Raw genomic sequence first — 19547 nt, 5'->3', positions numbered from 1 at the left:
TCAACGTTCGTCGTTAACGATCAGCGCGCCATTCAACCATTCCTGATTCATCGTCTCGGCATCACCCAAATAATCCAGCAACCAGGCCATGGCCGGCGAATGCTTGTTTTGATTCCACGCCACGCATGACGGACTGGCGGCGAACGGCCGTTGCAGGTTCAGCGCGACCAGTTCGCCTTGTTCGATCAGCGGCAGCATCAAGTGCGCCGGCGCCATGCCCACGCACAAACCTTCGCGCAAGCAATCCAGGGCCGAAGCCCAGTTCGGCACCACCAGCCGCCGCTGATTATCCAGCGACCAGGTATCGCGTTTCGGCAGATGGCGCGAGGTGTCGTTCATGCACAGCGCGGGGTAGGGGCGCAGTTGATCGTCTTCCAGTGGTCCGTCCAATGCCGCTAATGGATGCCGGGCGCTGGCCACGCACAACCAGTTCAACAGGCCCATGTCGCGGAAGCTGTAGTGACTGGCCACCGGCACGGCACTGGTGGCGCCGATCACGATGTCGGTGCGCTCATCGGCGAGGGCGTCCCACACGCCGTTAAACACCTCGTAGCTGAGCAGTAATTCCACGTCAGGAAACTGTTTATAAAAATCCAGCACCAATTGGCGACAGCGTTCCTGTTTGACGATGGCGTCTACCGCCACTTTCAACTGACCACTCCAGCCGTTGGCCACTTGCTGGCACAAACGGCGCGTGTCGAGCATCGACTTCATCACCCCACGGCTTTGCTCGATAAACAACTTGCCGGCCGGCGTCAGCTCGACGTCGCGATGACGCCGCACAAACAACGGCACCGCCAGCCATTGCTCCAATTGGCGCACGGTGTAGCTCACCGCTGACGGCACGCGGTGCAACTCCTGCGCCGCCGCGCTGAAGCTGCCGTGCCGGGCCACGGCATCGACCACATCCAGGGAATATTCAGACCACATTCAGTTGCCTTCAAAAATATTGATCACAGTGTTCAATTATTAACGCTTCACACGAAATGCTCACCACCCATAATGGCACGCTGCTAACAAATTATTTGATTGAAGATTCCGTTAGGGCGTTGATGAAAAACTCGTTTGGCTTCACCTGTTACCTGATTGGGCTGAGTGTGCTTGGCTACCTGGGCATGGACATGTACCTGCCGGCGTTCGGCGTTATCGGCGACGAACTGCATCTGTCGCCCGGCGCGGTCGGCGCAAGCCTGAGCATTTTCCTCGCCGGATTTGCCGTCGGCCAATTGCTGTGGGGCCCGATGTCCGACCGCATCGGCCGCAAACCCGTGTTGCTGATGGGCTTGAGCCTGTTCGCCCTGGGCTGCCTCGGCATGTTCTGGGTCGAAACCGACGTGCAACTCTGGGCGCTGCGCTTTATCCAGGCTGTCGGCGTGTGCTCGGCGGCGGTCAGTTGGCAAGCGCTGGTGATCGACCGCTACCCGCCAGAACAAGCCAATCGCCTGTTCGCCGGGATCATCCCGCTGATGTCCCTGTCACCCGCACTCGCGCCGCTGCTGGGCGCGCTGCTGCTGAATCACTTGGGCTGGCTGTCGATTTTTGCCGTGCTGCTGGGCGTCAGTGTTCTGTTGCTGGTGCCCACGGTGTTGCTCAAAACTACAGCGAAACGCCTGACCGCCAACGGCGAACGCTCGCGCATCAGTTTCGGACAACTCCTCAAAACCCCGGCCTTCAGCGGCAACGTCCTGATCTACGCCGCCTGCTCAGCCGCGTTCTTCGCCTGGCTCACCGCCTCACCGTTCATCCTCGGCGGCATGGGCTACAGCCCCAGCGACATCGGCCTGAGCTACGCATTGCCAACCCTCGGTTTCCTGATCGGCGGCTTCAGCTGCCGCAGTTTGCTGCAACGCATCAGCGGTAACGTCATGCTGCCCTGGCTGATCCTCGCCTACTGCGTGAGCATGGTCGCGCTGTACCTGGTCGCGACATTGACCACGCCGACCCTCACCACACTGCTGATCCCGTTCTGTCTGATGGGATTGGTCAACGGTGCCAGTTTCCCGATCATCATTACCAACGCACTGACACCCTTTACGGAAAACTCCGGCAAAGCGGCGGCGTTGCAAAACGCGTTGCAACTGGGAGCGTGTTTTGGCGCGAGTTTGCTGGTGTCGACGTGGATCGAGCAGCCTTTGCAAATTGCCGTGGTGGTAATGCTCGGGACAGTGCCGCTGGCGCTGTTGGGGTATTGGATTCAGGGGCGCAAGAGGGCGCAAGTGGCGCGGTTTGGCCAGGTCGAGATAGATCAGTAACTTATGGCGTACCCCCGGAGCTGCCGAAGGCTGCGATCTTTTGATCTTCATAGATGAGTCGTTTATTTCAAAAAAAACTATAAAACTGTCATTTGTTACAGTGGTTGCGAATGATTGTCAGGCCTAGCTTGGACCAGGACCCAACGCCATAAATAAATGGAGTTCATTATGGAAACCAAATCAGAAAAACCGGTTTTTCCCGCTCTATCGAAACGGCTTTCAAAAATCATTCTTCTCTCAACACTGGCCTTCCCTTTAGCAAGCCAGGCGGCAGATGACACCTACATGTGCGGTTTCATGGGGGTGGGTGCGCCTATTGCCCCTATCACCGTAAAAGCATCTTCCGCGAAGGCGGCTGAGGACAGTCTTAAAAGCACATTGGATGAGGTGAAAAGGTCATTCCCCTATGCTTCGTTAGCGTGCGTGAAAAAGTAGAGGATAGGGTGACGGACGGGGGAATCTGGCTACGTCAAACTTGTCGCATAGCGAAGGGGAAATACTGAGCTAGCCTCTTGGAGAGTATTTGAAACAGCGTCGTGAAAACGCGGTGACTCACCCTTCTGTTAACGCAGCCGATAGCGTTATATGCGACCGACTCGCCTCCAAGACAAGCGGGAAATTATGCCGAGCAATCTCGCTTCTATCGTCCAAACCCTCACCATTCGCTCAAGCCTGTCGCTGGCACGCGGTTCTCTGTTCAAGTTTGTGGGGCTGTTAGCCGCCGTATTTGTACTGGCCAGCCTCTCCCTTATTTATCTGGCCCATGATCTCGACCGCACGGAAGAGGTCGAAAGTGCGTTCTATACGAAGAAGGCCGTGCAATCGCTGGAAAAGTCCATGCGTTCGACCGTCAAGGACTACGCATTTTGGGGCGATGCCTACAAGCACCTGCACACGGAAGTGGACACTGACTGGGCTTACGTTCGGCAGAACATTGGTTCAACGCTTTATACGGACTTCGGAATGCAGGGCGTGTTTGTCGTCAACGACGTCAATCGCACTGTTTACTCTGTGATCAAGGGTGAGTTGAAACCTGTAGAAGCCGCCGATTGGCTCGACCAGTCCATTGTCGGCATTCTCGATAAAGCGCGTGCCGGTGCGGAAACGGAAACGCCGATCACGACCTTTATCAATGTCAGGGGCACCCCCGTGCTTGTCGCCGCGGCCGCGATCACCCCGGGCACTGACCCCACGGTGGCGCTCGATGACCGGTTGCCTTCGGTGCTGGTTTTCGTGGACATGCTGAACAGCACCAAACTTGAACTAATCGGCAGCGATTTTGGGGTCGATCATTTGCACGTCGCCACCCCCGACGAAAAGGACGCAGGTTCTTTGCTTGCATTGGGCGATAACGGTGCGGCCGGCAGCCTGCATTGGAAGTCGTCACAGCCAGGCCTGCGTTTGTTGGGTATCGGCTTGCCATTGATCGGCGTCGCCGCGCTGCTGGTGTGGTTGATGACCTGGGCCATTTTGCGTCGCACCACCGCCGGCGCACTGGCACTCGACGCCAGCTATGCGTCGCTACAGAGCAGTCAAGATGCGCTGGCCATCAGCGAAGCGCGGTTTCGCGACGTGGTGGAAGCCAGCTCGGACTGGGTATGGGAAATCGATGCTGATTGGCGTCTGACCTTTTTGTCCGAACGATTTGAAATCGTGACCGGTCTTTCCCGGGACGCCTGGGCCGGTGCGCTTATCGACGATCTGCTGAGCACCGAATTAGGCACGTTATCCCAATGGCTCAGCATCCCGAATCGCCGTCCGGATATCAGCGTCCAGTGCCGATACGTCGACACCAAGGGCCGGGAGCGCATCACTCGCCTATCGGCTCGACAAATGGCCCGGGAAGGATTCCGGGGTACCGCGACCGATGTGACGGAGGAGGTTGAATCCCGCCGGCGCATCGAATTCCTCTCACAGCATGATGCCTTGACCGGCTTACCCAACAGGACGCGTCTGCAGGAGTTTCTCGATGGCAAACTCAAGGCGTTGCCGACGGTAGAGCAACCGCTGATCATGCTCAGCCTGGACCTGGACCGGTTCAAACCGGTCAATGACTTGCTGGGCCATGCGGCCGGCGATTTGGTCCTCAATGAAGTCTCCAGCCGCCTGGCGGCCTGCGTGCGCGATGGCGACCTTGTCGCCCGTATCGGTGGGGACGAATTCGTATTGATCCTCACCGACGTGAGCTCCCAGGACGAAGTCGAGGCACTCTGTCATCGCTTGATCGAGTCCATCGAGCGGCCTATCGCCATCGAGGAGCAGGAAGTGTTTGTCAGCGCCAGCATCGGCATCGCGATGGCGCCAACCGACGCTTTCGAGGCCGCCGAGTTGCTGCGCTACGCGGATATTGCGCTGTACGAAGCCAAGTCCGCCGGTCGCAACACCTGGCGCTTTTATGCCGGTGATATGAACGCCCGAATCATTGAGCGCCGCCGCCTGGAAAGCGACCTGCGTTTCGCCATCAAACACGGTGAACTGCGCCTGCATTTCCAGCCCCGTTACCGCATCGCTGACGGCCAAATGGTCGGCGCCGAAGCGTTGGTGCGCTGGCAACACCCGGAGCGTGGCCTGATACCACCCGACACCTTTATCCCGATTGCAGAAGAGTCCGGGCTGATTCTCGCCTTGAGCAACTGGGTGCTCAATACCGCTTGCCGCTACGCCGCACAATGGCCGGAAAAACTGTTCGTGTCCGTCAACCTTTCCCCCATCGAATTCAAGCGCGGCGACCTGGTCGAGCGCATCCAGAATGCGCTCCATGACTCCGGCATAGACCCCACCCGACTCGAGCTGGAAATTACCGAAAGCGTCATGCTCGACGATGCCGCCGGCGCACTGGAGCTGATGCATACGCTCAAACGCCTCGGTGTGCGGATATCCATGGACGATTTCGGCACCGGATACTCTTCGCTGAGCTACCTGCGCGCCTTCCCATTCGATGGCTTGAAAATCGACCGCAGCTTTTTGAGCCGACTGGTCGAAAGCGAAGGCGACAAAGCCATTGTCCAGGCCATCGTGGGCCTGGGGCGCGCGTTATCCCTCACCGTGACGGCTGAAGGCGTTGAAACCGCCGAACACCTCAGATTACTCAAAGCCGTGGCGTGCGACGAAGGCCAAGGCTACTTTCTGAGCCGGCCGCTGGATAATGCGGCGTTTGATGCTTTGCTCGACGTCAGCGAGCGGGCAGGTAGCCGAAGCAACGTATGAATCGCAGCGCCTGAATAGGACTGAATTATTTCAGGCATGAAAAAGCCCGGCTGATCAGGCCGGGCTTTTTGTTGGTTACCGCTTTAAAGCCAATCATTTATGCGACGCGGTTTTGGATCAGACGATCCGAGCCACCTTCAGCAACGCGATTCTGTTGCAGACGATCGGAGCCACCTTCAGCTACACGATTCTGTTGCAGACGATCCGAACCACCTTCGGCTACGCGATTCTGTTGCAGACGATCGGAGCCACCTTCGGCAACGCGGTTCTGTTGCAGACGATCGGAGCCACCTTCGGCAACGCGGTTCTGTTGCAGACGATCCGAGCCACCCTCGGCAACGCGGTTCTGTTGCAGACGATCCGAACCACCCTCAGCCACGCGGTTCTCGATCAAACGATCCGAACCACCTTCGGCAACACGATTCTGTTGCAGACGATCCGAACCACCTTCAGCCACACGGCTTTCAATCAACCGATCCGAACCGCCTTCGGCGATCATGGTGTGGGAAGCGGCAAAAGCGTTAGCTGCGAAAACCGAGAAAGCGATGCTGAGAAGGATTTGGCGTTTCATGATGGTGTGCTCCGGGGTGTTTATTGGTTGGTATGGAGCGGATGTTACGCCGGGGATTTTTTATGAGAACTTCATTGACGTGATGGTGACCATCGACGCCAATGATGGTTGGCAGAATGGGCTATCGGCGAGGTTGATAATCCGCCATCGACCCGATCCCCTGTGGCGAGGGGGCTTGCCCCCGTTGGGCTGCGAAGCAGCCCCAAAACCTGCAATCGCCACGACATCCGCACCTACCAAAAGCGCAGTTCCCCACCGAGCATCAAGAAAATCAACGCCACTCCAAAATTGCCTGCCAGTAGCGGTGCGAGCGTAATCAAGCCTTGGAACACGACAGCAACCTTCAAGCCATCGGACAAGCCATAACGCCGCCAATACAGCACATGCAGGACAAACGTCAGACCGTTCGCTACCCAGACGGCGCCAATCGCCATCAGGTAATTCTCCTGTGCAATTCGCAACAACATAATCAACAAACCGAAGATTACGACGAGAGCGGAGCCTACGGTCAGTGGCGAGTAATCCCGCTTTATCGGGTCAGAGACAGGTGGTCGCATTGCGTTTCCATCCATTTAAGCGCAAAGAAAAACTAATCCATTCAATGAATTAGCCGTGACTAAAATTTATCAATCCTGAGGCCACTGATCCCCAATCTCAAACCACGAGGCCTTCTCGGACACACACGTATGCCGCTGTTTCTGCGCATGAAACGGCGTATCCAGCGTCCCCACCGCAATCGAAATCCAATCCGCAAACTCACCATTCGAATCCGACCAGAACAACGAAGTCCCACAGATCGAACAAAACTGCCGCGTAACCCCCGCCGACGACTGAAAACGCCTGAGCGCCTCCACGCTGCTCGCAATGGAAACCGCCGACTTCGGCGCACTGGCATACGTCGCAAACGCCGCCCCATGGGCCTTCCGGCAAATGGCGCAATGACAGTGCGACACCGCTTTCAACTGACCCGAAACCTCATACGTCACGGCCCCGCACAAACAACTGCCTTGATGAAACTCATCCATGTTCATCGGTTACTCAAATAAAAAAGAGGAGGGTGAGGGTACAGCGGACGCCGGATGTATTTTCGCCGATCAATCCTGAGCCCGTTTAATCGCATAAGCGAGCGTGGCAGCTTCATCCCTGAGCGCATCGAACCTTTCATTCAACTCAACATGCCCAGGTTTCCACGCAAACACACCCGCGATAGAACTTTGGCCAAGCACAAGATCATTGAGCGAACTCATCCCGCCATAGGCTGACAACAGATACTCAACCCCATAGGCATCCCCGTTCAACAAATGCGCCCGCGCTTTGCGCATCCACTGACCCCAGTGAACGGCACCATCGCTTTCAAGCACCACGGCAAGTTGCTCAAGCACGCCAATAAGCTGCTCAGTCTTCGGTCCCATTATTGAAAACACCCAAACTGCGGAACGATAGACTTGCCCAAATAATTCACCGCCGCCACGTACTGCCGGCCAGCCACGCTGACCAACCGCGCATGGCTCTCACAGCAATAGTCGTCGCTACCGTCTTCAAAGTTAAACAACACCGTCGCCTCTCGCAGCGCCGAAAGCGCAAAACCTTCCGCCGCCAGCATCTCCTCGAAACGCGTTTTCAACGCATTGAGCCCGTTGGACAAATAGGGATGACTTTTCAACGCCGCAGGACAGGACTCGTCTTTCGTCAAATCAACCGCCGCCACCCTGACCCCCAACGGCCGCAACGCCTCACTTAAATGGGGATGAACCCAGGACAGCGAACTGCCGGCGTGGTGAGCGAGGCTATGACACACGCTACTGAGGCGTTTATGGGAAGGCATTCACAATCCTTGCGAAGTCGGGGCGAGGCGAGCGACGGATTCTATGCCTCCACGCGTCCCCCCGACAAAACAAAACGGGTGCCTGCCCGGCACCCGTCTTCACTTACTCCTTAACCTGCGCCCGCAAACGCCGACCGATCACATCCATCAAATCACAGCCATCGCGCAACGGAATGACCAACAACTTGGAGAAATCCGCCAACACCACCGTGTCGCAACCGATCTCGGCGCGGTAAGCGATGTTCTCCAACACCTGCGTGACCGTGCGGATACGGTAATCGGCCATGGCTTGCAGGACGTCGAGTGGGGCTTGGGTGTCGATGAGGAGGGAGGCCGGGACCAGGTCGATTCCGGTGATAGGCATGTATCTTTCCATAGGTGAAACTCCGAATCAGATTTTAGTAAAGGACTGATCCGATCTGCAGGTCGCCAAACCTGGTCGCTTTTTGGGGGACGGGGTAACAGTAAGTTTTATCGCCACATGGGGATAGGCGTAATTTCCGAGGTTGTTGTAGGACGGTTATGGATAGTAGGCAGGAGCTTGGAGTAGGCAGGTCCGAAGCGTAGGATCGGGAATTCGTGTTCGATCCTAATCGGTCGCTCGGCAACGACTGCTTTCGGCCAAAAGCCGCCGGTCGCGAACAGCAGCCATCGACCCAGGCCGTGTGAAAACGCAGCCAGCACTCCGAAAACTGAGCGCTGCGAGGGTTGCCTGTGGAATCATCGGGCGGAAGCGTGAATTACCTGGGTTAGCTGCGTAGACATTATCAATGCCCTTTGGGCCGCGTCAGCGGCCCAAAGGGCTACTCACTGGCGAGCAAACGGCGTGATTTACGCCCTGATCGCCTCAAGCAGTCCTGCGATGCCGAAGATGCTCATCATTCGTTTGAGGTTGTAGGCGAGCACATGAAGGCTCATCTCAGTGCTCACTCTAGGCAGGGTTTTGGTCAGGAAGTGGGTACTTCCCATCCAGAACTTGAGCGTTCCAAAAGGATGTTCAACGGTCTGTCGACGAACCCTCATCATCGCTGGATCATGTTCTAGCCGAACTTGCATCGCATCGACTACAGCCTCATGTTCCCAGCGTTTCACACGGCGCTCCTTACCCGTCGTACATTGCTTTTGCATTGAGCAGGAACGGCAGCCCGAGAAGTAGTAACAATGCAATAACATGCCGTCTTCCATCGACGAATGCCGCCTGGTTAGTAACTGCCCCGCAGGGCATCGATACTCGTCCGACGCCGCAAGATAGATGAAGTCCTGCTTACCAAATCGGCCTTCGGCTTTGCTGCCAGATGTGAGGGGTTTCGGTACGAAGGTAGTGATGCCGGCTTGCTCGCAAGCGAGGATTTCCAGTCCTTTGTAATAGCCTCGGTCGGCCACCACCGTTAGCGACTCAGCCTCGATTTCTTCACGCGCCTGGTTCGCCATATTGCTCAGTTGCCCACGATCATTACCAACGTTGGTCACCTCATGGGCAACGATCAGATGGTGTTTGTCGTCGACAGCTGTTTGTACGTTGTAGCCAACCGTTCCGGTGCCTCGGCCGCTCGTAGCCATTGAGCGTGCATCTGGGTCTGTGAGGGAGATCTGTTGGTCTGGACTTTCGTGGAGCTGCGCCTCGATGTCCTTGAGTTTCTGCATCTGCTTTTTCAGTGTTTCTATCTTTTCTTTAAGCCGCTCTGCTTTGGCCTCGGCCACCTCGGGCGTTGCCCGATCCGCCGAATCCATCGCCGCCAGATATCGATCAATGCTCTGCTCGATCTGCTGCATGCGTGCCTTCACCTTGCCCTGAGTGAAGTTGCGGTCGCGATTATTGACTGCTTTGAATTTGCTGCCGTCGATGGCGATGATCGACTGAGAGAAGAGATTGAGGTTGCGGCAAAGAACTACGAACTGGCGGCATACGCTGCGGATGGCTTTGCCGTTGTCTTTGCGAAAGTCGGCAATGGTTTTGAAGTCCGGAGCCAAACGCCCCGTTAACCACATCAACTCAACGTTGCGCTCGGCCTCACGCTCAAGGCGGCGGCTGGACTGAATCCGATTGAGATAGCCGTAGATATAGATCTTCAGCAACACCGCTGGATGATAGGCCGGACGACCAGTTGCAGCAGGATCGACACCCTCAAACCCTAGTGCGCCCAAATCGAGTTCATCGACGAAAACGTCGACCACGCGCACTGGATTTTCTTCGGCTACGTAATCGTCCAGACACTCCGGCAGCAAGGTGACTTGCGTCCGAGCCTCACATTCAATAAATCGCTTCATGATCGCCCCCGCTACGATCTCGACGATCAGAAGATTAGACAATTGCGGGAGTTTTCACACAGCCTGGGCCAGAAGCGGACCTTCATTTCAGACGCATGCATTCGCCTATAGCGGCCTGTAGTAGGATGCGGATTTGAACAAAAGAAGCTTCATCATGGATGTTCACGCACTTGAAGAAAGCAGTGTCTTATCGATCACAGTGGACCAAGCCCATCGCTATTTCGAGATGGTTGTCAGACTGGATGACGGGTCCAGAAATAAGCTGATGGCATGGAACGCGGACGGCACTGAGCTAACTATCAGGCTTGGCGCTCTTAACGTTCAAAACACCAGTGAACTCGGAGAGCTTGAAGGGATAAACATCGTTGATAATGTTCTATCCCTTGAAGGTGATTTTGGAGATATAACGATCACAGCCACCTCGATTTTGATTGAAAAGCTGACGTAACTACCGTGCGGGAGGCTACTTCGAGCTGAATGCTACCCGTCACGGATGTTTGATTGTGGCTGTTTACTGCCTGTGCTAATCGGCAGCTATGGGTCCAGGCTGTGTGAAAACACCGCCGAGCCGTTCAAGACCTGCGGTTTAAAACAGTATGAGTCGATAGTGGACTTTCACGACCGGCAGCCTTCGTTCGGTCGTTGTCCTTCGAACAGCGATGGCTGGGCTCACTCATAAAATTTACCAGCCAGCAAAATGGCCGCACAGCGTTGCCATACGTTTGATCTACTGGCACTCACAGGGGAACTGCGTGAGCTGGCAGTCGCCCACGCTGCGGCAGCATCAAGAAAGGTATCAATAGAGCCGTTTTCCCATCCCAACGCCCCCGGTCCATAGGGAGACGACGGAGAGGTCTCCTCCAGCAAACGCTCCTCGGCGAAATCCATACCTAGAGCTTCAATGAAGCCGATGAATGATTGTTCGTCGTCTACGGTTTTCAGTAGCTCATCAAGATTTATGGACATGGTGACCTTGGAAGTGCGTGATAGGTGATAGCGAAGGAGTAAATTCTCACTATGCTGCTATGCCACGAGATGAGGGGCAAGCTTACGTCCTCTTTGGGCCAGGCTGTGAGAAAGGGCCAGTAATCGTCTAACCTTTTCACGTCGAGATCGTAGCAGGGGCGAGCATGAAGCGATTCATTGAAGGCGAGGCCCGGACGCAAGTCACCTTGCTGCCGGAGTGTCTGGACGATTACGTAGCCGAAGAAAATCCAGTGCGAGTGGTCGACGTTTTCGTCGATGAACTCGACCTGGGCGCACTTGGGTTTGAGGGCGTCGATCCTGCCGCTACGGGTCGTCCGGCCTATCACCCAGCGGTGTTGCTGAAGATTTATATCTACGGCTACCTCAATCGGATTCAGTCCAGCCGCCGGCTTGAGCGTGAGGCCGAGCGCAACGTCGAGTTGATGTGGCTAACGGGGCGTTTGGCTCCGGACTTCAAAACCATTGCCGACTTTCGCAAAGACAACGGCAAAGCCATTCGCAGCGTATGCCGCCAGTTCGTAGTGCTTTGCCGCAACCTCAATCTCTTCTCTCAGTCGATCATCGTCATCGATGGCAGCAAATTCAAAGCCGTCAATAATCGCGACCGCAACTTCACTCAGGGCAAGGTGAAGGCACGCATGCAGCAGATCGAGCAGAGCATTGATCGATATCTGGCGGCGATGGATTCGGCGGATCGGGCAACACCCGAAGTGGCCGAGGCCAAAGCAGAGCGGCTTAAAGAAAAGATAGAAACACTGAAAAAGCAGATGCAGAAACTCAAGGACATCGAGGCGCAGCTCCACGAAAGTCCAGACCAGCAGATCTCCCTCACAGACCCAGATGCACGCTCAATGGCCACGAGCGGCCGAGGCACCGGAACGGTTGGCTACAACGTACAAACAGCGGTCGACGACAAACACCATCTGATCGTTGCCCATGAGGTGACCAACGTTGGTAATGATCATGGGCAACTGAGCAATATGGCGAACCAAGCGCGTGAAGAAATCAAGGCTGAATCGCTCACGGTGGTGGCCGACCGAGGCTATTACAAAGGTCTGGAAATCCATGCTTGCGAGCAAGCCGGCATCACTACCTTCGTACCGAAACCCCTGACATCTGGCAGCAAAGCCGAAGGCCGATTCGGCAAACAGGATTTCATCTATCTTATTGCGTCGGACGAGTATCGATGCCCTGCGGGGCAGCTACTAACCAGGCGGCATTCGTCGATGGAAGACGGCATGTTATTGCATTGTTACTACTTCTCGGGCTGCCAGTCCTGCTCAATGCACAAGCAATGTACGACGGGTAAGGAGCGCCGTGTGAAGCGCTGGGAACATGAGGCGGTAATCGACGCGATGCAGGTTCGGCTGGAACATGACCTGGGGAAGATGAAGGTTCGCCGCCAGACTGTTGAGCATCCTTTTGGAACGCTCAAATATTGGATGGGAGCCACCCACTTCCTGACCAAAACACTTCCGCGGGTAAGTACCGAAATGAGTCTTCATGTACTCGCCTACAACCTCAAACGAATGATGAGCATCTTCGGCATAGTAGGACTGCTTGAGGCGATCAGGACGTAAATCCAGCCACTTGGCTCGCCAGTGAGTAGCCGTTTGGGCTGCTGACGCGGCGCAAACGGCATTACGAACGTCTATGTAGCTGACTAAGGTAATTCGCGCTTCCGCCCGCTGATTTCACAGGCAATCCTCGCGCCTCTCAGTTTTCGACGTATTTAGCGGGTTTTCACACAGCCTGGACCCATAGCGGACATTGATCCTCAAGGATACTTCGGCCGGGCGTACTACCTTATGCAGGGTGAGCTCTGGTTGGGCCTAATGTGATACAAACGCTAGAGGGCGCTTCGAAAAATCCAAGCCATGAGGGCATGTATGCGGAAAGGTAATTTCTCGGAAAACCTTCTCAAACGTACCGGAAGTAGTTGGCTCAACTGGACTCGTATAGGGTCAACCTTTGCTGTCGCAGCCACTACCGCTCTTTTTATTTGGGATGCGGTTCGAGCAGCTAAGCAGGGTGAAAATGATGTAGCAATGGCCTATAGTTTGGCTGCCGTCGGCTCTGGCATGTGGGCACTTTATACCGTTGGATTTTTGGCGAGTCCTTGGATACTTGGAATCGGGATCACCCTGTTTGTGGTGGGACTTGTAGGAAGTGCTTTATTAGCCAACAGCCCAGTAGAGCAATCTGTCAAACAGGGGCCTTTTGGTGATAGTGATCGACTAACACATCTGAATGACCCGTTGATTGCATACCAACAACTGCTTGGCATACTAGGCGCCCCTCGATTTAAAATTTACCGGTTAAAAAATTGGCAACAAGAGGTCAGCAAAGAAGACAACAGCCAACTTCTTTCTGCTGCAAGAGAAAGCAACACAATATTAGCTCCAAATGATTGGGCCGTGGAACTGCAAACTCCTCTTTTGAGCCACTTTGATAATGAGTCAACGTTCAAAATCACAGCCAAAGAAACCGTGCGCACACTACAAAACAATAGCGGTTGGGACTATCGCCCTCCGACAGAAATCCCCAAAGAAAAACTTGGTGGAGTTGTATTGGATGGAACTCGGGTACTTTATATACTTGCAAACCAGAACTACGCAATTGCGGAAAATGATCCGAGTCGGCAACTTCGTACATGCGAGTACAGTTTAAAGGTCTCTGGTCAATTTGAGTTGGGGCAGCGTCAATGTAATGCAGGAGAGCCATTTCCCGCGTATCGTAACATCGCGCTTCCGCAACCTAAACCTAGCGCGTGGGTGCCTTACCCCGGTCCTGAACCAGAAAAAAATGATGGTGCCGGAGACGTACCATACTGGCTGATAGAGCAGAGAGATTTTGCGAAAATATGAATAGTTTAAATTTTGAACCACTTAACTATGGCCCGGCCTCATTCGACAGCGGCAAAATTCCGACTCAACCCGGACACCGAGGGCGCGAGAATTCTACCCGCTCGGGCCTTTTCCGGACGACGTTGTGCTGGGGAAACTACGCCAATCTCCAACCTTGGCAAGATGTCAGCGCTCAACTCAATTCAGACATGCAAAATTCATCGGCCCCAGAAAGTAGCGTCGATCACTACATTAACCATCATCGCTGGAGTTTTGAAACCTCCAGTATATTTTTAACACTTCTGCCTTTTCTTAAATGGTGGTCCATCGCATTTTTTCCATGGATATTGTGGGGATTCGGGATGACTGAAGCATTTTCGAATTTTTTCGACGAGATCAATGCATCTAAAGGTGTGTATATCACTATGGTGCTTATGCTACTAATAGTAGCCACCACATTAATATCAATTGCATTAAGTGCTTGGATGATGTGGAGAGACAACCCCAAGTATAAAAAATATCTATTCTTGGTATCGATTGAGTTTTTAGTAGTTTTCGCTTCAAGCTTTTTAAACTTTCAGACCGCACCAGATGATACCTCTCCACTATGGTTAAGCCTCGCGATGGGTGCGGCGGTATTTATGGGGCTAGTCGGCTGGGACTATATAACTATTTATTACTTACGTATATTCAAACACGATGGCAGTGAACTCAATAGAAAAACAGGTATAGTCACCGTTGCTCGCCGCTTCCGCCCTGCCTTTACTGCACCATTTTATGAGTTCGACGCGACCATGGAATTACGACCAAGTCCGCACGGCAATAGCAGCATGACCGTCTGGTTGCACCATCGCTATAGCGACTTTGAGATATTTCTTGGAGGCAAGGTTCAATCATTGGGCATGAGTCGTGAAGAGTGCCTTGCATTCTGGGATACATTACAGCGTTATATGGACGTGAGTCAGCCACTGCCGGAACTACCAATCCTTGAACAATTCCGTCATCTTGATCCAACCACTGCTGCACACGACAAACTGTCCAATCGCCCCCTACGCCGATGGCGTGATACTAAATATAAAGTTTGGGATCGCACTGAGCGGCCGGCCATGATGCGGAGAAACTTGCAGTACCCTTGGCAAAGCCAAGCGTGCATTTTAATGGCCAGAATCGATCCTGCACTTAGCATCGAGGCTTATTATCACGCTCAAGAGGCGAAAGGCATACACTCAACTCCGAAGGCAGATGATTACGACAACATTCATCGCGGCTAAATGAAACATATGCAGTAAGTGGAAAGGTTTATTTCCTTAGCATATTCTTGCCAGAAAATCGCGTAAATAAATCCGTCCCGTTTTTCCCCAAGCAGGAAAATTTACCAAGACAAGCAACACAGCTCCAGAGAAGTATGCAGGAGTTTCTACCCCTCCGCCCCTATTAAAGGCAGGGGAAGATATTATTTGGCAAACATGGATCCCAGTAAGCAAAAACGCCGATTATATTGAGCTTCAGATTTGGTACCCAAAACAAATTCTAGAATCAAACGATAAAGATCGAGGTTACCTTTATCAAGTCGAGCTAAGTACTTCTGGGCTGAGTGCGAGTGATGGATTAACTGCTACCGATCTTCAGGTAAAGTCAGCTAATCGTAATGGGGCGTTAATCCTGGCAGTTTCCGAGTGAAGCAAATGAATAATGAGAGCATGATAAATAAAACAAATGCGAAGAACGTTGAAGATAGACAAGAGCCACTGCAGGGGATAGAGCTGATGAGATGGTCGATTAAAACCATTGCATCATCTCCTGAAAAAATAATGAAGGCTCAACTCGGCGTCATAGGTGTCTCATGCGCTGTAATCCTATACCTCACATGGTTAATGTGGAACTCTTTACCAGACTCGGCAGGGTATTTAATTACAGCATGTAGCGCACCAATAATATTGGCAATTTATCTAATAGCATTTGGAGTTCGACAAAAAACATTATTCAATTATCGTATTACAACCAGCGGAGCTGAAGTCAACCACCAACTTTACTACCCTGAACATGCCAATGTTTTTTTTAAAGGCACCGCACTAGCAACAATAATGCTGTTTTTAGGAGTGGCTATTTATACTCAATCACTCCTATTCCTAGTTGGCCCGATTGGTATAGCATTGGGAGCCGCCCGAAACCTACTAAGGTGGAAAAATGAAAATAAATACGAAAAAAGTAGACCTTGGAACGAATATAATTTTGTATCCATAGATACTAACAGGCTGATAATAATCACTCATCACAAAGACTTAACTGTTGGATTTGAAGTTCGACTCAAAGATAAAACTCACATTCGCAAGTACTTAGAAACTTTAAAAAATCTGCTTCCACCAACGGCGCAATATACAGAAAAAAAATGGGAGTGGTAACTCCCAACAAATATTCATCACAACGAATTACAGACTTAAAAATGACTTTTTATCTACCAGCCGCAAAAAAAATGCAAGAAACAATAAATGCTGACCACAAAGCACTTAAAATTAAACGAAACGAAACGAAACGAAAAAGCGAAAAAGGGAAATATTTATTTTCTGACCGAAAAAGGGGGCAGATCTGTTTTCTTACTAGCCCGGCTGATTACACTTACACCGACAAAGACCAATATAGTCTCTGTCAAGTGTGGACCGACACCTCGACAGACAGTCTCGTCCTTGATTTGGAGGTCAAGTATCAATCCGGCGTGCTTCAGCGCAAAGATAATCGTGGTTACATGTTTCGATTGGCTCTAGAATGGGCTCCGAGTGAAGCCGACCGAGCTAACAAGGCCTTTAGCGGTGAACTAAAGGACGATATTGTACTGACTCAAAAAAAACCCAACTTTTGAAACTGGCGGTCTCTAACGGAATGAATCAATGAGCCCTACGACGTTCAACCTCAATAAGTCACTTGACTTACCGCCGCAACTCCAATGGAAGTACGGCGATGAAACAGAACTGTTTGGATGGACCATTCGCGCTCGGAATTACAATACCTTTTTAGCAAATTTCATGTTTGCGTTTATAGCTGTGTTCATACTCGGGGGGGCACTCATCATGTACTCGGTATACGAGGGCATGGGGCAACCTTGGCGAATCTTGTCTTGTGTGTTTTTTTATATGCTTATGTTATTTGTAACTTCCTGCATGACCCACCAGCAAATGAATTTCGCCTATCGCTTCACCCAATCCGGAGTGGAGTATTGCAAATGGAAAGATTTCCCCAAAGGGGCTCTGACGTTTTTGAAATGGTTTTCCGGCTTTACAGCGATTGGTTTCATCTTACTTGCGATCATTGATCCAATATTCCTGATCGGCGCACTGATAGGACCTGGGGGAATCGGGTTGATGCACCTATCGATGGCAAACTCAAAAAGCTACCAGAACTTGCAAACCGAATATCATCATCATGCATTTAAATGGAAGGAACTCACCCAGCTTGCCATCGCCACTAATAGAGAAGTAGTCGATTTAAAATACAGCGTTATACTAGATGGAAACAATTACAAAACAAACTGGAGTCTTAATATTTTTTGCAAACGAAAACAAAAGGAAAACGTAGCGGAACTTATCAAGCCTTATTTATCTCCAGGTGTAACTTTTATCAAAGCCAAAGTTAATGTCCCCATGAGCACTGACTGACATTCTCTCCGGCATCTGCAATAGCTTCTTACGTAACACTGCGTTGTTCTTTTGTTTAAAAATGGACAGTTTTTTCTTGGCATTCTCTTGACGGAAAGCCGAAACAAGGTAAACGAGGCAGATTTATTTTCTTTAGGTAAATCAGGTAAATGGGACGGTAAATGGGACAGATTTATTTTTTGTTGCTACGGGTCAACTAGTAGGCGCAGCCCTAGGTCCTTTGTTAAGTTTTGCGTGGGTGATGTCCACTCCGGTTACGATCATTTTGGCGGTCCTCGGAATCGCCTATTTGATGATCACAATGGCCGCCAATCGTTACAAGCGTGAGGGGCTGCGTTTGTGGCTCTATCGTTGCTGCTGGGGTCGCGGAGCAGAACCTGAATGGCTAGGTGATGAGGGCCATCAAAAGCAGATGCAAGCTCTGTTGGAGACCCTGCAACGACCTAGCGTCGTAGGAAGGGCCCTGTATTACGGAGGCGGAAGTACGCCGAGAAAATGGCTGGGCTTCTGGGTACAAATTCAAGTGCCTAATGGATTAGCGGGCAAAGAAGTGATGCTGCAACCGGCGATGATCGAGAGGAAGTACTTTTTTGCCGACGACGAACTCCAAACAACAAGAAGCAGCTTTTACGAGCAGTTCCTCAACGGTAGCTGGGTCGACCCAAAGCAACTGGGACAGTTGCCCGATGGTGCTGGAAGTAAAACCAACCCAGCTGACTTCACTTACAAGAGCACAGAGCAGCACCGTCTTTGGCAAGTGTGGATTGACACGTCAACAGACAGTCCGATCCTAGAATTGGAAGTAAAGTATCCGCCCGGAGTGCTTCAGCGCAATGACAACCGCGGTTATATGTTTCGATTGGCACTCGAATGGGCTCCTAGTGAAGCTGACAGAGCCAACAATGCCTTTAATGGTGAACTAAAGGAAAAGGACAGTATTGTGTTGAGACAGAACAGCACCCAGCTATTGAAGCTGGCGGTCCCTAACTGAATTAGTCAATGAGCCCTACAATGTTCAATTTTGACAAAGCACCTGATCTGCCGCAACAACTCCAATGGAAGTATGCAAATGAACCAAAACTTCTGGAATGGACGATCCGAGCGCGAAATTACAATACATTTGTGGCGAATTGCATGTTTGCATTTATGGCCATGCTAACGCTAGGGGGGGCATTCATAATGTACTCTGTATACGAGGGCATGGATCAACCATGGAGGATTCTATCCTGCGTGTTGTTCTTCGTTTTCATATTGTTTACAGTTTCATGCATGACTCACCAGCGAATAAACTACGCTTATCGCTTCAGTCAGTCTGGATTAGAGTATTGCGAATGGAAAGATTTCCCTAAGTGGGCGCTAAAATTTTTAAAATGGTTTTCCGGCATTACGGCACTCATTTTCATCTTCTTGGCGACCATTGATCCAGCGTTCTTAATTGGTGCACTGATAGGCCCTGGGGGAATGGGCATAATGTATCTATCCATGGCCAACTCCAAAAACTACCAGAATTTGCAAACCGAATACCACCACTATTTTTTACATTGGACAGAACTAACGAGATCAACGATAGCTACCAATAGAGAAATGGTCGAGCTAAAGTACAGCATCCCCAAAGAAGACTCTATTTACATGACTATAGGAAGGCAGTATGTTTTTTTCAATCGGCAGACAAAAGAACAAGTGATAAAACTTATCAAGGCTTATCTCCCTTCTGGCGTACCTTGTGTCATTGAAAAGGTAGACGTCCTAAACTAAATCAATAAAAGGGGACAGATATATTTTCTGTTTATTCAAAAATAAATCCGTCCCCTTTTCTATTTTTGCACCCGATCAAACAGGTCGCCAAACCTGGTCGCCATTTGGGCGACGGGGCGGACTATAAGCTTCAATTAAGTGATGGGCAAGGTGCTGGATCCCGCCAGAGGTGTGGGATTAATGACT

Annotated in this window: 21 protein-coding genes; 12 read left to right on the top strand and 9 right to left on the bottom strand. The window is 52.0% G+C overall.

Annotation, left to right across the window (positions count from 1 at the left end):
* Positions 1–930 (bottom strand): DNA-binding transcriptional activator PunR, encoded by a 930-nt coding sequence (gene punR / locus ACY4LX_RS21335; RefSeq protein WP_463257751.1) that lies wholly within the window; start codon positions 928–930, stop codon positions 1–3.
* 122 nt (positions 931–1052) lie between these two features.
* On the opposite strand from punR, the gene punC reads away from it, so the two are divergent.
* The 3 genes from punC (at position 1053) to ACY4LX_RS21320 (ending at position 5459) form a co-directional block, all read left to right on the top strand.
* Positions 1053–2252 carry a purine nucleoside transporter PunC gene (gene punC / locus ACY4LX_RS21330; protein WP_463257750.1) on the top strand — a complete coding sequence of 400 codons (1200 nt, stop codon included), beginning with the start codon at positions 1053–1055 and terminating at the stop codon, positions 2250–2252.
* A gap of 168 nt (positions 2253–2420) precedes the next feature.
* Positions 2421–2687: a hypothetical protein gene (locus ACY4LX_RS21325; protein ID WP_463257749.1), complete on the top strand. Its 267-nt coding sequence runs from the start codon at positions 2421–2423 to the stop codon at positions 2685–2687.
* A gap of 186 nt (positions 2688–2873) precedes the next feature.
* Entirely contained in the window at positions 2874–5459 is a 2586-nt protein-coding gene (locus ACY4LX_RS21320; RefSeq protein ID WP_463257748.1) for a bifunctional diguanylate cyclase/phosphodiesterase, read from the top strand.
* Between the two features lie 97 nt (positions 5460–5556).
* Here the strand turns inward: ACY4LX_RS21320 and ACY4LX_RS21315 are convergent, their stop codons facing one another.
* The 7 genes from ACY4LX_RS21315 to ACY4LX_RS21285 all read right to left on the bottom strand — a co-directional run bounded on the left by ACY4LX_RS21315 (position 5557) and on the right by ACY4LX_RS21285 (position 10123).
* Positions 5557–6030: a phage infection protein gene (locus ACY4LX_RS21315; protein WP_463257747.1), complete on the bottom strand. Its 474-nt coding sequence runs from the start codon at positions 6028–6030 to the stop codon at positions 5557–5559.
* A gap of 233 nt (positions 6031–6263) precedes the next feature.
* Entirely contained in the window at positions 6264–6587 is a 324-nt protein-coding gene (locus ACY4LX_RS21310; protein WP_463257746.1) for a hypothetical protein, read from the bottom strand.
* A 69-nt stretch (positions 6588–6656) separates the two neighbouring features.
* A complete protein-coding gene (locus ACY4LX_RS21305) occupies positions 6657–7055 on the bottom strand; it encodes a GFA family protein (protein ID WP_463260625.1) in 399 nt (132 codons plus the stop codon).
* Positions 7056–7124: 69 nt separating this feature from the next.
* Positions 7125–7442: a DUF6966 domain-containing protein gene (locus ACY4LX_RS21300; protein WP_463257745.1), complete on the bottom strand. Its 318-nt coding sequence runs from the start codon at positions 7440–7442 to the stop codon at positions 7125–7127.
* Positions 7442–7855, bottom strand: a complete 414-nt coding sequence (locus ACY4LX_RS21295) for a hypothetical protein (RefSeq protein WP_463257744.1) — start codon at positions 7853–7855, stop codon at positions 7442–7444. The genes ACY4LX_RS21300 and ACY4LX_RS21295 overlap by 1 nt, the downstream gene beginning before the upstream one ends.
* A 103-nt stretch (positions 7856–7958) precedes the next feature.
* Complete coding sequence (locus ACY4LX_RS21290; RefSeq protein ID WP_123402772.1) at positions 7959–8231, bottom strand: hypothetical protein; 273 nt, start codon at positions 8229–8231, stop codon at positions 7959–7961.
* Positions 8232–8686: 455 nt separating this feature from the next.
* Positions 8687–10123: an IS1182 family transposase gene (locus ACY4LX_RS21285; RefSeq protein WP_463257743.1), complete on the bottom strand. Its 1437-nt coding sequence runs from the start codon at positions 10121–10123 to the stop codon at positions 8687–8689.
* 154 nt (positions 10124–10277) lie between these two features.
* On the opposite strand from ACY4LX_RS21285, the gene ACY4LX_RS21280 reads away from it, so the two are divergent.
* Positions 10278–10571 carry a hypothetical protein gene (locus ACY4LX_RS21280; RefSeq protein ID WP_140670369.1) on the top strand — a complete coding sequence of 98 codons (294 nt, stop codon included), beginning with the start codon at positions 10278–10280 and terminating at the stop codon, positions 10569–10571.
* A 221-nt stretch (positions 10572–10792) separates the two neighbouring features.
* On the opposite strand, the gene ACY4LX_RS21275 is transcribed toward ACY4LX_RS21280, so the two are convergent.
* Positions 10793–11089, bottom strand: a complete 297-nt coding sequence (locus tag ACY4LX_RS21275) for a DUF7660 family protein (protein ID WP_064618392.1) — start codon at positions 11087–11089, stop codon at positions 10793–10795.
* A gap of 164 nt (positions 11090–11253) precedes the next feature.
* Between ACY4LX_RS21275 and ACY4LX_RS21270 the strand changes: the two genes are divergently transcribed.
* From ACY4LX_RS21270 to ACY4LX_RS21235, 8 genes are all read left to right on the top strand, one after another.
* On the top strand, positions 11254–12690 hold the full coding sequence (locus tag ACY4LX_RS21270; protein WP_463257742.1) for an IS1182 family transposase: 1437 nt from the start codon (positions 11254–11256) through the stop codon (positions 12688–12690).
* A gap of 309 nt (positions 12691–12999) precedes the next feature.
* Positions 13000–13977, top strand: a complete 978-nt coding sequence (locus tag ACY4LX_RS21265) for a hypothetical protein (protein WP_463257741.1) — start codon at positions 13000–13002, stop codon at positions 13975–13977.
* On the top strand, positions 13974–15227 hold the full coding sequence (locus ACY4LX_RS21260; RefSeq protein ID WP_463257740.1) for a hypothetical protein: 1254 nt from the start codon (positions 13974–13976) through the stop codon (positions 15225–15227). The genes ACY4LX_RS21265 and ACY4LX_RS21260 overlap by 4 nt, the downstream gene beginning before the upstream one ends.
* Positions 15228–15641: 414 nt before the next feature.
* Positions 15642–16358 (top strand): permease, encoded by a 717-nt coding sequence (locus ACY4LX_RS21255; protein WP_463257739.1) that lies wholly within the window; start codon positions 15642–15644, stop codon positions 16356–16358.
* Positions 16346–16813 carry a hypothetical protein gene (locus ACY4LX_RS21250; protein WP_463257738.1) on the top strand — a complete coding sequence of 156 codons (468 nt, stop codon included), beginning with the start codon at positions 16346–16348 and terminating at the stop codon, positions 16811–16813. Before ACY4LX_RS21255 ends, ACY4LX_RS21250 begins: the two co-directional genes overlap by 13 nt.
* A gap of 28 nt (positions 16814–16841) precedes the next feature.
* Positions 16842–17606 carry a hypothetical protein gene (locus tag ACY4LX_RS21245; protein ID WP_463257737.1) on the top strand — a complete coding sequence of 255 codons (765 nt, stop codon included), beginning with the start codon at positions 16842–16844 and terminating at the stop codon, positions 17604–17606.
* A gap of 241 nt (positions 17607–17847) precedes the next feature.
* Complete coding sequence (locus ACY4LX_RS21240) at positions 17848–18597, top strand: hypothetical protein (RefSeq protein WP_463257736.1); 750 nt, start codon at positions 17848–17850, stop codon at positions 18595–18597.
* A gap of 20 nt (positions 18598–18617) precedes the next feature.
* Positions 18618–19361, top strand: a complete 744-nt coding sequence (locus tag ACY4LX_RS21235; protein ID WP_463257735.1) for a hypothetical protein — start codon at positions 18618–18620, stop codon at positions 19359–19361.
* Positions 19362–19547 lie beyond the last annotated feature (186 nt).

This window comes from Pseudomonas sp. Emmai (assembly GCF_055179735.1).
The sequence above is the reverse complement of the archived record's forward strand: the minus strand, read 5'-3'. Positions and strand labels throughout refer to the sequence as shown.

Excerpts from the sequence above, each read along its gene's own strand:
- punR (WP_463257751.1), bottom strand. The coding sequence starts at position 930 with ATGTGGTCTGAATATTCCCTGGATGTGGTCGATGCCGTGGCCCGGCAC.
- punC (WP_463257750.1), top strand. The coding sequence starts at position 1,053 with ATGAAAAACTCGTTTGGCTTCACCTGTTACCTGATTGGGCTGAGTGTG.
- ACY4LX_RS21325 (WP_463257749.1), top strand. The coding sequence starts at position 2,421 with ATGGAAACCAAATCAGAAAAACCGGTTTTTCCCGCTCTATCGAAACGG.
- ACY4LX_RS21320 (WP_463257748.1), top strand. The coding sequence starts at position 2,874 with ATGCCGAGCAATCTCGCTTCTATCGTCCAAACCCTCACCATTCGCTCA.
- ACY4LX_RS21315 (WP_463257747.1), bottom strand. The coding sequence starts at position 6,030 with ATGAAACGCCAAATCCTTCTCAGCATCGCTTTCTCGGTTTTCGCAGCT.
- ACY4LX_RS21310 (WP_463257746.1), bottom strand. The coding sequence starts at position 6,587 with ATGCGACCACCTGTCTCTGACCCGATAAAGCGGGATTACTCGCCACTG.
- ACY4LX_RS21305 (WP_463260625.1), bottom strand. The coding sequence starts at position 7,055 with ATGGATGAGTTTCATCAAGGCAGTTGTTTGTGCGGGGCCGTGACGTAT.
- ACY4LX_RS21300 (WP_463257745.1), bottom strand. The coding sequence starts at position 7,442 with ATGGGACCGAAGACTGAGCAGCTTATTGGCGTGCTTGAGCAACTTGCC.
- ACY4LX_RS21295 (WP_463257744.1), bottom strand. The coding sequence starts at position 7,855 with ATGCCTTCCCATAAACGCCTCAGTAGCGTGTGTCATAGCCTCGCTCAC.
- ACY4LX_RS21290 (WP_123402772.1), bottom strand. The coding sequence starts at position 8,231 with ATGGAAAGATACATGCCTATCACCGGAATCGACCTGGTCCCGGCCTCC.
- ACY4LX_RS21285 (WP_463257743.1), bottom strand. The coding sequence starts at position 10,123 with ATGAAGCGATTTATTGAATGTGAGGCTCGGACGCAAGTCACCTTGCTG.
- ACY4LX_RS21280 (WP_140670369.1), top strand. The coding sequence starts at position 10,278 with ATGGATGTTCACGCACTTGAAGAAAGCAGTGTCTTATCGATCACAGTG.
- ACY4LX_RS21275 (WP_064618392.1), bottom strand. The coding sequence starts at position 11,089 with ATGTCCATAAATCTTGATGAGCTACTGAAAACCGTAGACGACGAACAA.
- ACY4LX_RS21270 (WP_463257742.1), top strand. The coding sequence starts at position 11,254 with ATGAAGCGATTCATTGAAGGCGAGGCCCGGACGCAAGTCACCTTGCTG.
- ACY4LX_RS21265 (WP_463257741.1), top strand. The coding sequence starts at position 13,000 with ATGCGGAAAGGTAATTTCTCGGAAAACCTTCTCAAACGTACCGGAAGT.
- ACY4LX_RS21260 (WP_463257740.1), top strand. The coding sequence starts at position 13,974 with ATGAATAGTTTAAATTTTGAACCACTTAACTATGGCCCGGCCTCATTC.
- ACY4LX_RS21255 (WP_463257739.1), top strand. The coding sequence starts at position 15,642 with ATGAATAATGAGAGCATGATAAATAAAACAAATGCGAAGAACGTTGAA.
- ACY4LX_RS21250 (WP_463257738.1), top strand. The coding sequence starts at position 16,346 with ATGGGAGTGGTAACTCCCAACAAATATTCATCACAACGAATTACAGAC.
- ACY4LX_RS21245 (WP_463257737.1), top strand. The coding sequence starts at position 16,842 with ATGAGCCCTACGACGTTCAACCTCAATAAGTCACTTGACTTACCGCCG.
- ACY4LX_RS21240 (WP_463257736.1), top strand. The coding sequence starts at position 17,848 with ATGTCCACTCCGGTTACGATCATTTTGGCGGTCCTCGGAATCGCCTAT.
- ACY4LX_RS21235 (WP_463257735.1), top strand. The coding sequence starts at position 18,618 with ATGTTCAATTTTGACAAAGCACCTGATCTGCCGCAACAACTCCAATGG.